The following is a 15,308-nucleotide window of genomic DNA, read 5'->3' on the forward strand; positions in this document are numbered from 1 at the left end:
ATGTTTGAATTAGGTCCAATTTTTCGAGCCTTATTACGGCAAAAAGTCGGGGCAATTCTGATTGCGCTGCAAATAGCGTTAACGCTGAGCATTATGGTCAATGCCATTTTTATGATGCAGCAGCGCAGTAGCCAGATGGCCAGGCCAAGTGGTCTGGATGAAGCGAATTTGTTTTATTTAAGCAATACCGTGTTTGGTCAGAACTATAACCATGAAGCGGCGCTGGCCGATGATCTGCGACTCATTCGCGGCATTCCTGGTGTGGTGAACGCGACGCAGATCAACGCCATTCCACTGAGTGGCGGCGGCTGGTCGATGGGTTTGCAACACAAAGCCGGTGAGGGCGAAAACAGCATCGGTGTTGCAGTTTATATGGTCGACGACCATGGCATCAATACGCTGGGATTAGAGCTGATTGCCGGCGAAAACTTCCAGCTGACCGATATTGAGTGGCGTCCAGCAACGTCAGTGAGCTGGCCGGCGCGGGCGATTGTCAGTCAGGCGATGGCCGAATCTTTGTATCCGGGCGCTTATCAGAGCGCACTTGGCAAAACGGTGTACATCAACCAGAACGAAGCAGTGCAAATCAGCGGTATTGTCAAAACCTTGCAAGCGCCGTGGAATGGCTGGGATGGCGTCGAGCGCAGCATGCTGGTGCCGTTTCAGATGGAAACGCGTAACAGCCGCTATATCATCCGGACCGAGCCCGGACGGCGTGATGAGCTGATGCCAATTATCGAAAAAGCGCTGGCCGAATCGGATAAAAACCGCATTATCCGGAACGTTACTAGCTTAGAAGATACCCGCGAGGACAGCTACCGCAGTCACAATGCGCTAAATAAAATTCTGCTGTTGGTGATTGTGATTTTAACCTTGATCACCGCTTTCGGCATTGTTGGCCTGGCGATGTTCAGCATCAACCGCCGCCGCCGCCAAATCGGCACCCGCCGCGCTTTAGGGGCAACCCAGTTGCAGGTGATGCGCTATTTTATGCTGGAAAACTTCCTGATCAGTACCTTAGGCGTGGTGATTGGCGCTATCGCGGCCGTGGGCTTGAATATTTGGTTAGTCAGTAAATTTGAACTTGCACCGTTAGAGCCGCAGCTGTTGGTGGTAGGTGTACTGGCGTTGTATCTGGTGGGTCAGCTGGCGGTGTTTTATCCGGCGCGCAAAGCCGCGGCGATTTCACCTGCTACTGCGACGCGTAGTGTTTAAATTGAATGATTTAATAGTTCAATAAAGCCATAACATGCCGCATCAGCGTGGAGATTAGTTCCTTGCTGCTGCGGCGAACACGACTCATAACAACCTTTGTCGCGTCGTAATGTATCCGGCGTAAAAAATAATCAACACTCCGCCAAACCAAGCCATCGTCACCGGTTCTTGCCAGAATACATACCCAAATAAACCAGCAAAAATAATACTGCTATAAGTCCACATGCCGATATCACTGGCTGGTGCCAACGCATAGGCTTTGGTCATCGCCATTTGACCAACAGCAGCCAACAGGCCCATCCCGGCAAAAGCCCACCAGGCCACCGCAGGTAGCGGATTCCAATAAAACGGCACCGGTACAAACGAAATAATGGCGGTCAGCAACGAGAAATAAAACACCGTACGCGCGGCAGGTTCGGTATCCGACATATAACGGATGGTGGTTTTGGTCACCGCCACCAGTACAGCGGATAATAAACCCAGCAATAAAATAACCAGGCTACCGGCTTGCCCGCCAAGCGGAATGGCAATAAAAACCCCAACAAAACCCAGCACTATCGCAAATAAGGTCAAGCGGCTTGGCCGTTCATTCAGCCAAAACCGCGCAATAATCGGTACCACAAAGGGGGAGAGCAACAACACCAACATCGCCTGCGCCAACGGCAACTGACTAATCACATAAAAAAAGCAGTACATCGAAATAATGCCGGTAGTGGCGCGACTTAAATGCAGATACCAACGTTTGGTTTTTAGGATCTGCACACCCTGACTAATAATCCACGGCAACATCACCAACAGCGCAAAAAAATTTCGGAAAAACACCACCTGCGCCTCGCTGGCACTGGCGCTGGTGAGTTTTACTAAAGCGCCGATGCCGGCGAAGCAGGCTTCAGCGAGTAGAAGTAGCAGTGCCGCTGCGTAGAGCGGTTTGATGGTGTTGATAACTGGAATTTTTATTGGCATTTTTGTGGGCATGGGCACTGCAGTTTGCTGTATGCCGGTGTTTCCGGCTTGGAAAGTGGCGGGAGTTTAGCATGCCTGCACCACGCGGCGTAGGGGCGATAAGCGAAGCGTCATCGCCCGCTTCGGTGCCGTTTGCTGCCAAAAACATCCACAAACTAACCGAAATTTACTAAAGGCAGATAAGCTGCCAGCAAGTGATGAGCATGCTATTTCAAATGATTTTGTGGCAGTTGTGGTTGCCCTAATATGGCAACGATCAGGATAAAGTCGGTTTCTTTTGTGAAGTAGGCCGTGTGTTTACCAATTGGAAAGTAGAATCCGTTCAAGTAAATCTCTGTGCAAGGTCGGCCCAAACCCGGATTGTCCGCTAACATCTGAAAGCCGGATAACAGAACTTCTTTGTATTTGTGCCACTGTGATTCAGAAAAATTCTGAATGCTATAGTCTTTGATTTTATGTAAATGCACTTGAGCCAAGTTGCTCAATTTATATCGGTTATGCTGCATCTGCGTACTTACAGAGCCTTGAGAAAACTTTCGCCATCAACAATATTGCCTTGCGCCAAATCTTCTTTCGCAGCGTGAAAGCAGTGTTTCAGGTAATCAGCTTTCATCGCTTCCAGTGCTTCATAATCGTGGATCGACATCACGACTACAGCATCTTTACTGTTTTTGCTAATTTTGATCGGTTCACGTTGAGCGTTTAGCAGTAACTCACCAAAATTGCGTTTGGCGTCATTTGCGGTGAGGGTTTGCATAATTAAACTCCAGATTTAGCGATAAATGAAGCATACATTTTATCGCATGAAACGGTCAATATGATTAAATCGTGCGATTTTATCTTGATCCCTCGTAACGCGGGCTTTCGAGAGATTAGGGTCACCTTTCCTGCGGTTTCTTTCTTTTACTTCGCCAAAAAAAGACGCTTACCAGCGGCGAAACGTTTTTAAAAACAGCCGTTTGCTACCAAATAAACAATGCCGGCGTACTACCCTTCGGGTGAGTACGCCCTACCAAGCATCTGATATACATGAAAAAGGGCGGACTCACCGAAGGTAGTCCGCCGCAGAGTCACACAGTTTCTTCTTGTATATTGACGTGGTGATGCACTAGAGCCAGCAGTTCTCAGCTTTACCAAAGCGCCAAGCCGCCGCTTAAATCAGCTCCCGCTCGCTAGCCAAGCGAGCAGTAAACTCCGCCGCTGGCATCGGTTTGCCAAACAAATAGCCTTGAATGAGGTAACACTGGCGTTGGCTGAAAAAGGCTAGTTGTTGTTCGGTTTCGACGCCTTCGGCGATGCAGTACATGCCGAGGCTGTTGGCCATGCTGAGCATAGCGTCGATGATGGTTTCGTCGTTGCTGTCGATGCCGATATCTTTGACAAAACTACGGTCGATTTTAATGGCGTCAATCGGCAGCTCTTTTAAGTATTTTAGTGAGGAATAGCCGGTACCAAAATCGTCCAGTGCCAGTTGGATGCCGAGCTCACTCAGCGCCAGCATGGTGGCGATGGCGCTTTGGTGGTCCTGCATCAGCGCGCTTTCAGTCACTTCAAAGCGCAGGCAGCTGGCGGGTAATTGGTATTTTTGCAGCAAGTTGCTGGTTTGAATGGCTAAATCGTCCTGCTCTAAATGGCGGGTCGATAAATTCACCGACAGGTACAGGCTAAAACCGGCCTGATGCCATTGTTGTAAATCACAGAGCGCACGTTCCAATAAGGTTAACGTCATCGGTACTATTAGGTTTAAATCTTCGGCCAGCGGAATAAAATCGTTTGGCGGCACCAAACCGACATCGGATTGCCAGCGCATCAGCACTTCGGCGCCGACCACTTTTTGCTGGCGACTGTCGTAAATCGGCTGGTAGAAGTTAAAAAATTCGCTTTGCTGGTAGGCGCTTCGAAGCTTGGTTTCGCGTGCCAGTTGCATATAAGCTTTTTCATTCATCTCATTGATAAAGAATTGGAAATTATTGCGGCCACTGTCTTTGGCGTGATACATCGCGACGTCTGCATGTTTGAGCAGTTCTTTGGCGTCATGCGCATCTTCCGGGAACACCGCAATACCAATACTGGGTGAGACACTGACGATATGCGCGCCTAACTGCATCGGCTCGCCAATGGTTTTGATCATCTTGCGCGCCACGTGGCTGATATTGTCATCGTTTTTATAGGCTTCCAGCAGCACCACAAATTCGTCGCCGCCAAGCCGTGCCACGGTGTCGGTTAAACGCAGGGTGTCGGTCAGGCGTTTGGCGACTTTTTTCAGCAGTAAATCGCCGATATCGTGGCCGAGGCTGTCGTTAATTTGTTTAAATTTATCCAAGTCGATAAAACACAACGCTAAGGATCGGCGTTCGCGTTTTGCTTGCTCGATGCCGTGGTAAATCCGATCCATCAGCAAGGCGCGGTTTGGCAGCCCGGTCAACGTGTCGTAGCTGGCGAGATAACGTAAATCATCTTCGGCCTGTTTCTGGGCGGTGATGTCGGTGAACACCAACACAAAAAACTCGACCTGCAAATCGTCGCCCACTGCGGTGATATTGATCAGGGTAGGGCGCTCGGAACCATCGGGGCATTGCACCAGTTCTTCACCTTGCCAGTGTTGATTGACCGTCATCCCGGCCAGCAACTTGGTATAAAACCGCCGACGATTGAGGCTGATGCCCAGATCATGGACGCGCGGGTTGGTTAAATACTCGTCCATATTGCCAAACACATCGCTGAAAGACTGGTTAGCGGCAATCACTCTTTGTTCTAAATCCAGCAGCACTACCCAGTCGCGGGTTTGTTGAAATGCTTCGCCAAATAACCGGGCTTTTTCTTTGGTGGCACGGGTTTCGGTAATGTTGCTGTAGGTACCAATCACCCGTTCGATTTTTTGTTGGCTGGATAATTCGGTGACTTTGCCAATGTCTCTGAACCACAACCAATGCCCGTTTTTGTGTTGCATCCGGTAGCTGTGATCAAAAGTTTTATCCGGCGCGCTGGTAAAACGTTGCCAGGCCTGCTGATAAGCTTCACGATCATCCACATGGATCAACGACAGATGCTGCTGCATGGTGAGCGGATCCAGTGCTTCGCTATAACCCAGCATACTGTGCACGCGCTGGGCGAAAATGCTGTTTTTATGTGAGTGCCATTCCCAGGCGCCACTTTCGACCGCTTCCAGCGCTTGTTTTAACCTTTGTTCGGAAATTTTTACTTTTTGGTGCGCTTGCGCCAGCAACCGGCGTTGCCGGCGGCGATTGCGCCACCACAGTAACGTGAACAGTAGAAACAGCACGGCATAGCTGACATAGGCCGTTTGGGTGCGCCACGGCGCAGCGGTAATGTTCAGCTGGATTTGTGCCGGCGCACTTTCCAGGCCGGTCATTGGCGACATGGCGGCGACGTTAAATCGGTAGCTGCCGGGCTGTAATTGCGGGAAAACTATTTGCGGTGAGCTCTGTACTGGGTAATCCAGTCGCTGCTCGCCTTCCAGCCACAGGCGGTAACTGATTTTGCTGCTGTCGCGGAAATTTAACGACGAAAACTGCACTTCAATGCCCGGCACGTCGTAGTTAAAGCTGAACGTCTGACCGTTCAGATTGCCAAGTGCGGCAGTGCCCGACTGATCCAGACCGCGAATGGCGGTAATGGCAATCTGTGGCGCCAGCGGTTGTTCGACAAAACGGCTGGCATCTACCAACGTTAAGCCCTGGCGGCTGCCAAATACCAGATCACCGTTGCGCAGGCGGGTGCTGGCACCGATGTTAAAGGCATAAGAGGCGAGACCGTCTTTACGGGAGAAATGTTCAATCCGCAGCGAACGGGTATCGAGCCGCGACAAGCCGTAATTGCCGGAAAACCACAAATGGCCGTCGTTGTCTAATTCGCTGGAATAAACATTGTTACTCAGTAACTGCTGTTGTTCGTGAAAGTGATGCACTAATTTTAAGGCCGGATCAAAGCCGAGCAGGCCGATGCCGTTAAAAGTGATCCAAAGAATGCCTTGTGGATCAACACTCATTTTGTCGGCAAACCGCTGCAACGCCGGTTGATAGTCCGCCGTTTGAAACATCAGGCTGGCTTGTTGCTGCTGACTGTCATACAGCCATAATCGGTCATTGGCGCTGAGGATAATTTTGTGCGGCTGATTGGGCACCGCACCTAAAAATCTTCCGGCCAACTGCGGCGGTACTTTTTCCGCTAGTCCCGGCAAAGGTTCGACGACGCCTTGTGCCGGGCGATAGCGATAATATTGATCCAAATTGTAAAACCAGAAGTCGCCTTGTTCATCTCGCCAGTGGCCCTGTGCCGAGGTCGTCAGCAACTTTTGCTGCGTGGCATCGAGGAGCGGGGCAGGTAAGAACTGGCGGTCGGTGACGGAGAAATAGCGCAAAGAAGTGCTGGAACGTAACCACAGTCTGTTGTCCGATTCACGATAAATCCGGCTCAGGCTCTGGCCAAAATCGGCCGGAATATCCGCCGGATAATTAAACTCTTTAAACTGACCGCTGCTTAAATCAAGCAGTTGTAAACCATAACCGGAACCAACCCATAACTGGTTGTTGCCGCCTTCTGCCAGCGCCTGTGCGCCAAAATTAAGCATCAACTGCTGGTTATTTTCAGCCCGTTGCTCAAGATTTTTTAGCCTGATATTGGTAAAAGCGGTGCTGCGCGGGTGCCAGTAATAGACCCCTTCGTCCCGACTGGCCAGCCATAAACCGCCGTCGGCTGTGGCGACCAGATCGGTGATCAGATCCTGGCCGATGTCCTGATTGCCCTGACTAAATCGCCACATAAACTTACTGCTGCTAAGCATCGTGTCATATTCAAATAAACCACTGCTGGTGGCCAATAACAGACGGTCTTGATGTTGCAGCAATCGGGAGATCCGGATGTCCGTTAACAAGCGTTTCGGTTGCCATTGGCTGACGGGCTGCTGTAAATCAGCCAACGGCAACTGAAATAGTGAGCTGCCCGCGCTGATAAATAACTGATCGTTAGCAGCGTAAATATGCCGCACCATCAGCTGATTTGGTTTTGCCTGTTCAACGGTTAGTTTAATCTGTTGATGTTGACCGGTTTTCAGATCAACATGGAACAAACCTCGGTTGGTGCCCACCAGCAATTGTTGCTGATAAAGCCAGAGCTGGCGAACCCAACTCAGTTCGGTGTCGGCTTGTTTGAAGTTAAACAGTTCGTTGAGCTGGCCGGTTTTAAGCGAATAACGATACACACCGCTATTAATGGCGAGCAACAGATGATCGTCATCTTCAATGATCACTTCACTCAGCGTCGGCATGTCCAGCTGTTCCTGCGCCGCTAAGTCCAGCACTAATTTGATCGCGCCGGTGGTTTTATCAATCCGGAAAATGCCGACCTGACTCGCCACCGCCCAAATTTGGTTCGGCAGATGTTCAAATACCTGATTAAAATCCAGGCCAGCAATTTTGGCGTCATCAGCCCCCACAATCAGGTTGCGGGTGGCGTCAAAGCGGTTCAGACCATTGCTGGTGGCTATCCATAAAAAGCCGTCCTGATCGATATGTAAATTTCGAACCGAGCCACGCGACAGACCTTGTTCGATGGTCAGTGGTTGGAGCAGTGGTTTTAATTCGGCGGCCTGACTTGCCTGGCCACACAGCGTCAGTAAACATACCAGACCAAGCCAGTTCAACAGCTTACGCATGCAAACGATCGTGCTGACAAGAAAAGTTGAACATAAATGTTGGGTCTGTAGAAAAGATGTCAATAGCATTGAAAATATCGCAAGTTCCCACCTAAAGTCCAGAACATCGTGTGGCTGGAGTTCGGGCCGAAGTTAAAAATGCCGCTTGGCGCCGCATCACAGTGGCCAGCCAGCAAAGAGGCCAAGTCCGAGATAGCTGCTGAGCAGCAGCAAGACACCTACCTGATACTGGCGACATAATTGCAGCAGTAACGAAATATCGGCAGCTTTGGGCTCCAGCGCGGGGCCAATGCGCACCCGGCGGATTTTTTGCCCTTGATAATACACCGGACCTGCCAGATTACGATTGAGCGCCGCCGCACCTGCAGCCAGCAACCAACGCGCTGGCCAGCTAAAATAACCATCACGGGCAAATTTCAGATAGTACCGACTCTGGCGCAAACTCACCAGTAACGCGAATACGCTGCCGGTCAGTAGCATGCCTGGCCAATTCAGCAGCGAAACGATAGCCGCCACCGGCTTGCCAAAATGCTGGAATTGCGACTGTTTCGGATTCCACTGCTGTTGCAGTTCCTGTAATAACCGATAAGCGATAGCACCGACCACACCACCGGCTAAAAACCACAACAACACCGAAGTCCACTGGGTGGCGAGGCGGAATAACAGGCTTTCCAGACAGGCTTTACTGACGCCGACGGCCGACATTAACTTTACTTCGCGCAGCACCAGCGGTTGCAGTTGATCCCGCGCCAGACTCAGTTGTTGTTTGTCGAGGCTACTTTGAATGTGTAGTGCTTGCTGCCGGACATTTTGCCAGTCCAGACAGAGATACAACAATAAGCCATGCCATAGCTGCGGCATTTGCGATAACAGCGTAAAAGCCCAGGCCAAGATCAGCCAGGGCGTGATTGCGATAATGGCGGCAAGACTGCCAGACAGTTTCAGTTGTGCTGCTGGGTAAGTGGTTTTATTCACTCTTTTGGCCAGTCGTAACGCCAAAATCCGAAACAACACCAACGGCTGATAACCGGCCGGTAGCGGCAGCAGGCTACTCAGTACGATCACCAGCCACAACAACAACGGCTGCTGCAACCAGGGATGTTGCAGCAGTTGTTGTACCGTATGTAAAGTGGCGAGCATTTCAGGCTGCAACGGGTGTTATTCCTGGCTTTTGCTTGGCTTGAGTGCTGGCATCACAGCTTAAGCTGGCGCAGGTTGCCAAGCAGTTCCACCACCATGGCGCTACTGTTGCGCGAAGCAATTTCCAGATAAGCCTCAAACGAGGTTGGAGATTCTTTGCCGGCGATATCGCTTAAACTGCGGATCACCACAAATGGCGTGTTGAGCTGATAACACGCCTGGGCAATAGCAGCGCCTTCCATTTCCACCGCCAGCATGGTCGGGAAGGTGGCGCGGGTTTTGGCAATCCGATCCGGGTCGCACATAAACACGTCACCGGTGGTGATCAGACCTTTTTTGGTCTGACAAAACCCCAGCGCGGCGATGCTTTGTTCGGCCGCCAGAATAAGGGCCGGATGGGCGGTAAAAGCCGCCGGTAACCGTGGCACCTGGCCAGGTTCATAACCAAAAGCGGTGACATCAACGTCGTGGTGGCGAACTTCGGAGGAAATGACGATATCGCCGACCGATAGTTCCGGATCAAAACCACCGGCAGAACCGGTATTGATCACACAATCTGGCTGAAATTGATGAATTAACAAAGACGTAGCGATGGCAGCTGTGACTTTACCGATCCCGGATTGCACCAGCACCACCTCAACCCCTTGCAGGCTGCCGCGGTGAAATTCAAAACTGGCAATCGTTGTAGTGGTGGCGTTGGTTAATTGTTGTTTCAGCAGCGCCACTTCCTGCTCCATGGCGCCGATAATTCCGACAAGTTTCATCTTGATTTCACCTAATGCAAAACCGCCATTATACGAAGGGAAGTCGCCTGTTGCCGAACTTTTTTAACCGCGCAAGTTGATGCAGGTTTGCGCGGCTTAAATATTCAGACGTTATTGCTCAGACGGGCTCGTTAAACCTGAATCGTTCCTGCGGCCATTTTGGTTAAGGAGCCTGCCTGATAATCGCGGATCGCCTGTTCAATTTCCGCCACCGAGTTCATCACAAAAGGCCCGTATTGCACCACGGGTTCACCAATTGGTTTGGCAGCGAGCACAATCACCCGTGCTGCGGCATCAGCAGTGATGGTCAGGCTATCGCCGTCCGTGAGGATGGCCGCCTGATGCGTTTGCACCCGGCTACCGCCAATTTTTACTTCGCCTTCAAATGGATAGACCAACGCATTATGCCCGGAGGGAATATGCAGTTGCACCTGTTCACCGGCAGTGAAGCTGAGATCCACATATAAAGGTTCGGTCGATAAGCCTTGAATAGGGCCAGCCACGGTTTTATGTTGCAGTGGCAGCGTTAAATTGCCGGCAATCACGATAGCATGGCCACCGCCGGCCAGTTCCACACGGCTCAGTTGTTCCGGTTTTAAATCGACATAAGCCGGATCTTTCATTTTCTCGTTGGCGGGCAAGTTCAGCCACAACTGAAAACCACGCATTAAACCTGATTCCTGCTGTGGCATTTCAGAGTGAATAATGCCGCTGCCAGCGGTCATCCACTGCACGCCGCCGGATTTCAGATGCCCCTGATTACCCAGGTGATCTTCATGCAGCATATGGCCGTCCAGCATATAAGTGACGGTTTCAAAACCACGATGTGGATGTGCCGGAAAGCCAGCCAGATAATCGGCGGCTTGATCGGATCCAAAACAATCCAACATTAAAAATGGGTCGAGCCGCAGCTGCGGTTGCAGGCCTAAACTACGGCGAATTTTCACCCCGGCGCCATCTGACACTGGTTGCGCCGGTAATATTTGCTTCAGTTGCCGCTCTTTCATGGTCGTTGCTCCGGGAGAATGTGTTTCGATTGTATTGAGCCACCATTTAACCCGAAATTTAATCGACAATAAATTGCATTAAAACGCGATTATGATTCGATTTTTACGAATGTTAATCAGCGCCCGGCACACTGCATTTCATGCTGCAGCAGCCATAACTTACGGTTTAAGCCACCGGCATAACCGGTCAAACTGCCATTGGCGCCGATGACTCGATGGCAGGGGACGACGATCGCAATCGGATTTCTGCCATTGGCGGCACCCACTGCACGCACCGCTTTGGGGTTGTCTAAATGGTTGGCAATAGCGCCATAACTGCAGCTGTGAGCAAACGGAATTGCACAAAGGGCTTGCCACACTTGTTGTTGAAACGGGCTGCCGCTTGGCGCCAGGGTTAATGAAAACTGTTTGCGCTCGCCGGCGAAATATTGCTGTAATTGCTCGATGGCTTGCTGTAGATGATCTTCAGCGCTGGTGCCAGATGTTGTATCACATATTGAATGACCGCTTCCTACCGGTGCCAGCACTTTTACGACCTCAAGCTTTGGTGCCTGGGTTTTAGCGCTGCCAGCCAACAAATCGCCGGTTGCAGCCCCTGTTGCTGCCATGCTTTCTTCAATGCTGTCATCGGTAAATAAAATACTGACAATCCCCTGATCGGTCGCGGCAATGCGCAGTAAGCCTACCGGCGTTGGCAGGTCGCGGGTTTGAATGGTGGCTGCGCCTAAGTTGCTACTCATATTGTTATTCCTTCTGACTCAGTTTGGGCAAATCGGTTTTTTTGGTGGCCGGTGCCAGTCCAAACCAAAGTTGTAAGGTGGCATAACTTCGCCATGGCGATAACGTCGCCGGATCAATAGGTTGTTCGCGTTGCTGCAACGCTTTTTGAATGCCTAAATCACCAGCCAGCCAAATATCACTGTCCGACAAGCCACGCATTTTGCTATACGCCACTGTCCAGGGGCCGATACCTTTGATGGCAAGCCATTCATCAGGACTAGCGTCAGGTTTCGCCAATACCGCAGCCGCCAGCGCTTTTAAGGTATCGCGCCTCGCTTGTGGTACTTTGAGCATCGCTAAATCGCTGGCCAGCACCTCTGCCGGGGTTGGAAATAATTTTTTATCCGTGTCCGGGACTGTTGCAGATAAAGCTTCCACCAGCCGATTGAGTTGCATGCGAGCCCCAGCGACACTCACTTGCTGGCCCAACACCGCCCGCACCGCCGCTTCCCACGCCGACCAGACCCCCGGAATACGCACGCCGCTTTTTAGCGCTTCCCCAAACAGCGGTTGCAGCGCTTGTTCGACGGTCAGTAAATCGGCGTCTAAATCGAGTAAACGGCGAATGTGCGCCACCACCTGCGTCAGTCCATCCGGATAAGGCCAGTGTAACGTGAGCGCCAGGCTATGTTCGGTTTTCAGCCGCACTTCAAACCAGCCGCTGCGTTGTTGTTGGCCTGAAGCTGCGCCGTGGTCTTTTGCAGGAAGATGCGGCCAACAAAAACTACGACCATAGCTGTTGATCGTTAGCCATTCGACGCCGGTCAGGCTGCGTTGCTGCCAAAAACCTAGCAACAATGCAAAATTCAGCGGCGGGCGAAAATTTAATTCAAGTTCTAACAAAGCGGAGACTCCGGTACTGCGCCGCCGCCGGATTTGACCTGGCGTCAGCTGTAACTGTTTAAAAAAGGCATCATTAAAACGGCGGATACTATGAAATCCGGCTTGCAGCGCAATATCAGCGATAGGTAATAGCGTTTGATGCAACAACGACTTGGCGAATAAAATCTGCTGGTACAAAGCATATTGTTTGGGCGCGACCCCAAGCTGCTCTGCAAAAAGTTTACGCAGATAACGTTCACTAATACCAAGCCGGTCACAGAGCGCCGCCTGATCACCGTCAATCAACGCGCCTTCGCTGATGAGCTTTAAGGCGCGGCGCAAGGTGGTTTGATTGCCAAGCCAGGCCGGGGATCCGGGCGCACTGTCCGGCCGGCAACGCAGACAAGGACGAAACCCCGCCTGGGCCGCAGCCGCTGCCGTTGGATAATAAGCAATTTGATGCTCGGCTGGCGCGCGCGCCGGGCAAATGGGCCGACAATAAATACCGGTACTTTTGACCGCGGTATAAAACATGCCATCAAAACGATGGTCACGGCTTAACCGGGCTTGCTGGCATTGGGCGGGCGTAAGCATAACGGCGGTTCCTGCCTGAAACATTCAGTGCAGTTTACCGTGAATGTTGGCCGGAGCTAGCCGGATCCGGCACTGAATACTAAAATTTCTGGCCAGCGCAACTGGCGTTTTTTTAAATGTTTAAATCAACTTGTTGCACCAGCCCAACGCTGAACGGCGCCAGCGGGTTTTGTTCGGCCAGGAAAATGCCGCTGCGGGCGATGCGTCCCAATAATGCATCTCTGTCATACAGGCCAAAAGACGTCGCCACCGATTGTGCTGAAATTGCGGCGATATTCGCTTGTTGTAAGCTTTGCATGCCTTGTTGGCGTGACCATAAGTTTAAGCTTTGCCACTGCGTATCACTGGCTTCAATAAAACCATTTTGATTGTCATCAAGTTCCGCCAGTTCGCTATAGCCTTGGCCGGTTTTAGGGCCGAACAGTTCCAGCCCGGAATCAAGGCGTTGATTTTTGTTGCTATCCCGCATCAGGTAATATTGGCCTTTGCCCAAATCCGGCAGCTGACGACGTTCGCCATTGCCATAAAAATCGAAGTCAGTGCCGGTAGATTTTAAGTCGACCGCATTACCACCAAGGCTCAGGATCAACGGATCTTTTAATTGTTCTTCAGTAAAGGTACGAAACGAAAACTGTTCTTCACGCATATTCAGTTCAAATGACCAGCTTAAGGTACTGCCATCGGCCATGCTCAGCGCGCCGCTGAAGTTGGCATCGAGTTCCTGATAGCGATAACTCCATTCTGTCACACGCGTTGCCGGAGCCGCGGTTGGTGCAGGAGGAGTTGATCCGGCAGCAGAGTTTTGTTGTTGCTCTGCGACCTGCGCCTGAATTTTTTCCATTGAGGTACCGTCAATCCACGACAACAATTTGCCGGAGCTGAGTTGGTCCAGAATGCGTTTGACCGCGCCAACGGTTTGCAGGGCGTTAAAGCGCTGTTTGTCTTCATTTTGTTCGGTAGATGTCGTAGACTCGGTCGGTGCCTCGGCGCTGGAATTTTGTGCAGAATTTTGCGACGAAAGTGCGGCTGTTGCCAAAGCCTGGCGAGCCTGAGAAAAATTAGTAGCACTGGTGGCGAGGGAAGGGCGTTGGTTGTCAGCGGGTGCTGGCAGTTTGACTGCGTTTCTGATTGCTGCCTGTTCCAGGCGGCCGCTGTGCAACACTGAGTGTTCGTGCACAGCAAAATGTTGATTTGCAGCGACGATGTTCATAACGAGCTCCCGGCAGAAATGGTTTCATACCGGTTATCGACACTGATTGATTAAACTTTAAGCAGGTTTTTATGTTAGAGAGTTTTTTTCGGCAATTAAGTACAGAACCTGAAACGATCAGCTTTGGGCAAACGATCGCGCTGATCGACACTTTATATGAATTCACTCCAACGGCCTTTTGCAACGGCGAGCTTAGTAATGCGGCTGGTGAAAATAATGGCTCCTGCAAAATTCTGGCGTTTGCTTTGTTACATCAGCTATCAGAGCCGCAAACCCTGGCGTTGTTTGGTGATTATTACCGGCTTGAGGTACTACCGGATATCAAAGGGACAAATCACGGTAATATCCGCAATTTTATGCGCACCGGCTGGGATGGTGTCAGTTTTAGTGGCAAGGTGTTACAGGGGAAATCAGCGTAACCTTGATTTTGAAGCCCTTGGTTTTGAAGCTGAAGCCACGATGGTAGCTTCAGTGCTGTTGGATTTAGCGTAGTGCCTGCGCTTTATGGCATTTCGCTAACACCGATTCGATTTTTTTCGCCGAAAACGGTTTGGCGATAAAACCGCAGGCGCCCGCCAGAATACTTTGTTGCACGTTTTCGACCGTGCTGTGTGCAGTCATGATGACCACATTGGCGTTTGGATTAATTTCTTTGAGTTGACGAAGCAGGTTTTTACCGTCGCAATCGGGTAATTCAATATCCAGAAACACCACATCATGACGTTGTTTGTTGTAGCTACTGATGCCGTGGCTGCCGTCAGAAGCTTCGCTGACATGAGTAATACCCAGTAACATCAGCGTTTGCCGTAAATATTCCCGCACCGAAGTGACATCATCAATAATCAGTACTGAACAATCGGTTGTTTTCATTCTCAAATCCTTTGCGCTGTTATCCATGTCTGCTTAACAAGGTTTAGTTGCGTTCCGGCGGCTTCGCAAGCCAATGTACCGATAAACGCTGGCAATAAATGCTGCCAAAAACCAAAACCTGAGTTGATGTTAACAAATGTATTGGTGACAGGCACGCTTTTTGCCCAAATTTTCGACGCAATAGCAATTCAGTCGGGTGTTTGCTTCAGGTTATTGGTGCATGGAACCTGCTAGCGGCACTCCAAGCAGATGATTCTTTCAGCAAATAG

At 50.8% G+C, this 15,308-nt stretch carries 13 protein-coding genes; 2 read left to right on the forward strand and 11 right to left on the reverse strand.

Features of this window, described 5'->3' with window-relative positions:
• Complete coding sequence (locus EOE67_RS10770) at positions 1-1,215, forward strand: ABC transporter permease (RefSeq protein ID WP_127699085.1); 1,215 nt, start codon at positions 1-3, stop codon at positions 1,213-1,215.
• An 84-nt stretch (positions 1,216-1,299) separates the two neighbouring features.
• Here the strand turns inward: EOE67_RS10770 and EOE67_RS10775 are convergent, their stop codons facing one another.
• From EOE67_RS10775 to EOE67_RS10820, 10 genes are all read right to left on the reverse strand, one after another.
• On the reverse strand, positions 1,300-2,190 hold the full coding sequence (locus tag EOE67_RS10775) for a DMT family transporter (protein ID WP_240652784.1): 891 nt from the start codon (positions 2,188-2,190) through the stop codon (positions 1,300-1,302).
• Between the two features lie 194 nt (positions 2,191-2,384).
• Positions 2,385-2,684: a type II toxin-antitoxin system RelE/ParE family toxin gene (locus tag EOE67_RS10780; RefSeq protein ID WP_127699087.1), complete on the reverse strand. Its 300-nt coding sequence runs from the start codon at positions 2,682-2,684 to the stop codon at positions 2,385-2,387.
• Positions 2,685-2,692: 8 nt separating this feature from the next.
• The gene (locus EOE67_RS10785; RefSeq protein WP_127699088.1) at positions 2,693-2,935 is read right to left on the reverse strand and encodes a type II toxin-antitoxin system Phd/YefM family antitoxin; all 243 of its coding nucleotides are present in this window, start codon (positions 2,933-2,935) and stop codon (positions 2,693-2,695) included.
• Positions 2,936-3,331: 396 nt separating this feature from the next.
• Positions 3,332-7,852: an EAL domain-containing protein gene (locus tag EOE67_RS10790; RefSeq protein WP_127699089.1), complete on the reverse strand. Its 4,521-nt coding sequence runs from the start codon at positions 7,850-7,852 to the stop codon at positions 3,332-3,334.
• A gap of 156 nt (positions 7,853-8,008) precedes the next feature.
• Positions 8,009-9,004: a cobalamin biosynthesis protein CobD/CbiB gene (locus EOE67_RS10795; protein ID WP_127699090.1), complete on the reverse strand. Its 996-nt coding sequence runs from the start codon at positions 9,002-9,004 to the stop codon at positions 8,009-8,011.
• 41 nt (positions 9,005-9,045) lie between these two features.
• Positions 9,046-9,756 (reverse strand): 5'-methylthioadenosine/S-adenosylhomocysteine nucleosidase, encoded by a 711-nt coding sequence (gene mtnN / locus EOE67_RS10800; RefSeq protein ID WP_127699091.1) that lies wholly within the window; start codon positions 9,754-9,756, stop codon positions 9,046-9,048.
• Positions 9,757-9,887: 131 nt separating this feature from the next.
• Entirely contained in the window at positions 9,888-10,763 is an 876-nt protein-coding gene (locus EOE67_RS10805) for a pirin family protein (RefSeq protein WP_127699092.1), read from the reverse strand.
• Positions 10,764-10,879: 116 nt separating this feature from the next.
• Positions 10,880-11,503, reverse strand: a complete 624-nt coding sequence (locus EOE67_RS20985) for a methylated-DNA--[protein]-cysteine S-methyltransferase (protein WP_276317441.1) — start codon at positions 11,501-11,503, stop codon at positions 10,880-10,882.
• Between the two features lie 4 nt (positions 11,504-11,507).
• On the reverse strand, positions 11,508-12,959 hold the full coding sequence (locus EOE67_RS10815) for an Ada metal-binding domain-containing protein (protein ID WP_127699093.1): 1,452 nt from the start codon (positions 12,957-12,959) through the stop codon (positions 11,508-11,510).
• A 112-nt stretch (positions 12,960-13,071) separates the two neighbouring features.
• On the reverse strand, positions 13,072-14,169 hold the full coding sequence (locus EOE67_RS10820) for a hypothetical protein (RefSeq protein WP_127699094.1): 1,098 nt from the start codon (positions 14,167-14,169) through the stop codon (positions 13,072-13,074).
• Positions 14,170-14,240: 71 nt separating this feature from the next.
• On the opposite strand from EOE67_RS10820, the gene EOE67_RS10825 reads away from it, so the two are divergent.
• Complete coding sequence (locus EOE67_RS10825) at positions 14,241-14,588, forward strand: HopJ type III effector protein (protein WP_127699095.1); 348 nt, start codon at positions 14,241-14,243, stop codon at positions 14,586-14,588.
• Between the two features lie 64 nt (positions 14,589-14,652).
• On the opposite strand, the gene EOE67_RS10830 is transcribed toward EOE67_RS10825, so the two are convergent.
• Complete coding sequence (locus EOE67_RS10830; RefSeq protein WP_127699096.1) at positions 14,653-15,039, reverse strand: response regulator; 387 nt, start codon at positions 15,037-15,039, stop codon at positions 14,653-14,655.
• Positions 15,040-15,308: the final 269 nt, after the last annotated feature.

Origin of the sequence: Rheinheimera riviphila (assembly GCF_004005945.1) — a bacterium.
Lineage (GTDB): Bacteria > Pseudomonadota > Gammaproteobacteria > Enterobacterales > Alteromonadaceae > Pararheinheimera > Pararheinheimera riviphila.

Bases quoted from the DNA above. Each gene is read 5' to 3' on its own strand.
- EOE67_RS10820 (WP_127699094.1), bottom strand. From the start codon at position 14,169: ATGAACATCGTCGCTGCAAATCAACATTTTGCTGTGCACGAACACTCA.
- mtnN (WP_127699091.1), bottom strand. From the start codon at position 9,756: ATGAAACTTGTCGGAATTATCGGCGCCATGGAGCAGGAAGTGGCGCTG.
- EOE67_RS10775 (WP_240652784.1), bottom strand. From the start codon at position 2,190: ATGCCCACAAAAATGCCAATAAAAATTCCAGTTATCAACACCATCAAA.
- EOE67_RS10805 (WP_127699092.1), bottom strand. From the start codon at position 10,763: ATGAAAGAGCGGCAACTGAAGCAAATATTACCGGCGCAACCAGTGTCA.
- EOE67_RS10830 (WP_127699096.1), bottom strand. From the start codon at position 15,039: ATGAAAACAACCGATTGTTCAGTACTGATTATTGATGATGTCACTTCG.
- EOE67_RS10825 (WP_127699095.1), top strand. From the start codon at position 14,241: ATGTTAGAGAGTTTTTTTCGGCAATTAAGTACAGAACCTGAAACGATC.
- EOE67_RS10815 (WP_127699093.1), bottom strand. From the start codon at position 12,959: ATGCTTACGCCCGCCCAATGCCAGCAAGCCCGGTTAAGCCGTGACCAT.
- EOE67_RS10770 (WP_127699085.1), top strand. From the start codon at position 1: ATGTTTGAATTAGGTCCAATTTTTCGAGCCTTATTACGGCAAAAAGTC.
- EOE67_RS10780 (WP_127699087.1), bottom strand. From the start codon at position 2,684: ATGCAGCATAACCGATATAAATTGAGCAACTTGGCTCAAGTGCATTTA.
- EOE67_RS10785 (WP_127699088.1), bottom strand. From the start codon at position 2,935: ATGCAAACCCTCACCGCAAATGACGCCAAACGCAATTTTGGTGAGTTA.
- EOE67_RS20985 (WP_276317441.1), bottom strand. From the start codon at position 11,503: ATGAGTAGCAACTTAGGCGCAGCCACCATTCAAACCCGCGACCTGCCA.
- EOE67_RS10790 (WP_127699089.1), bottom strand. From the start codon at position 7,852: ATGCGTAAGCTGTTGAACTGGCTTGGTCTGGTATGTTTACTGACGCTG.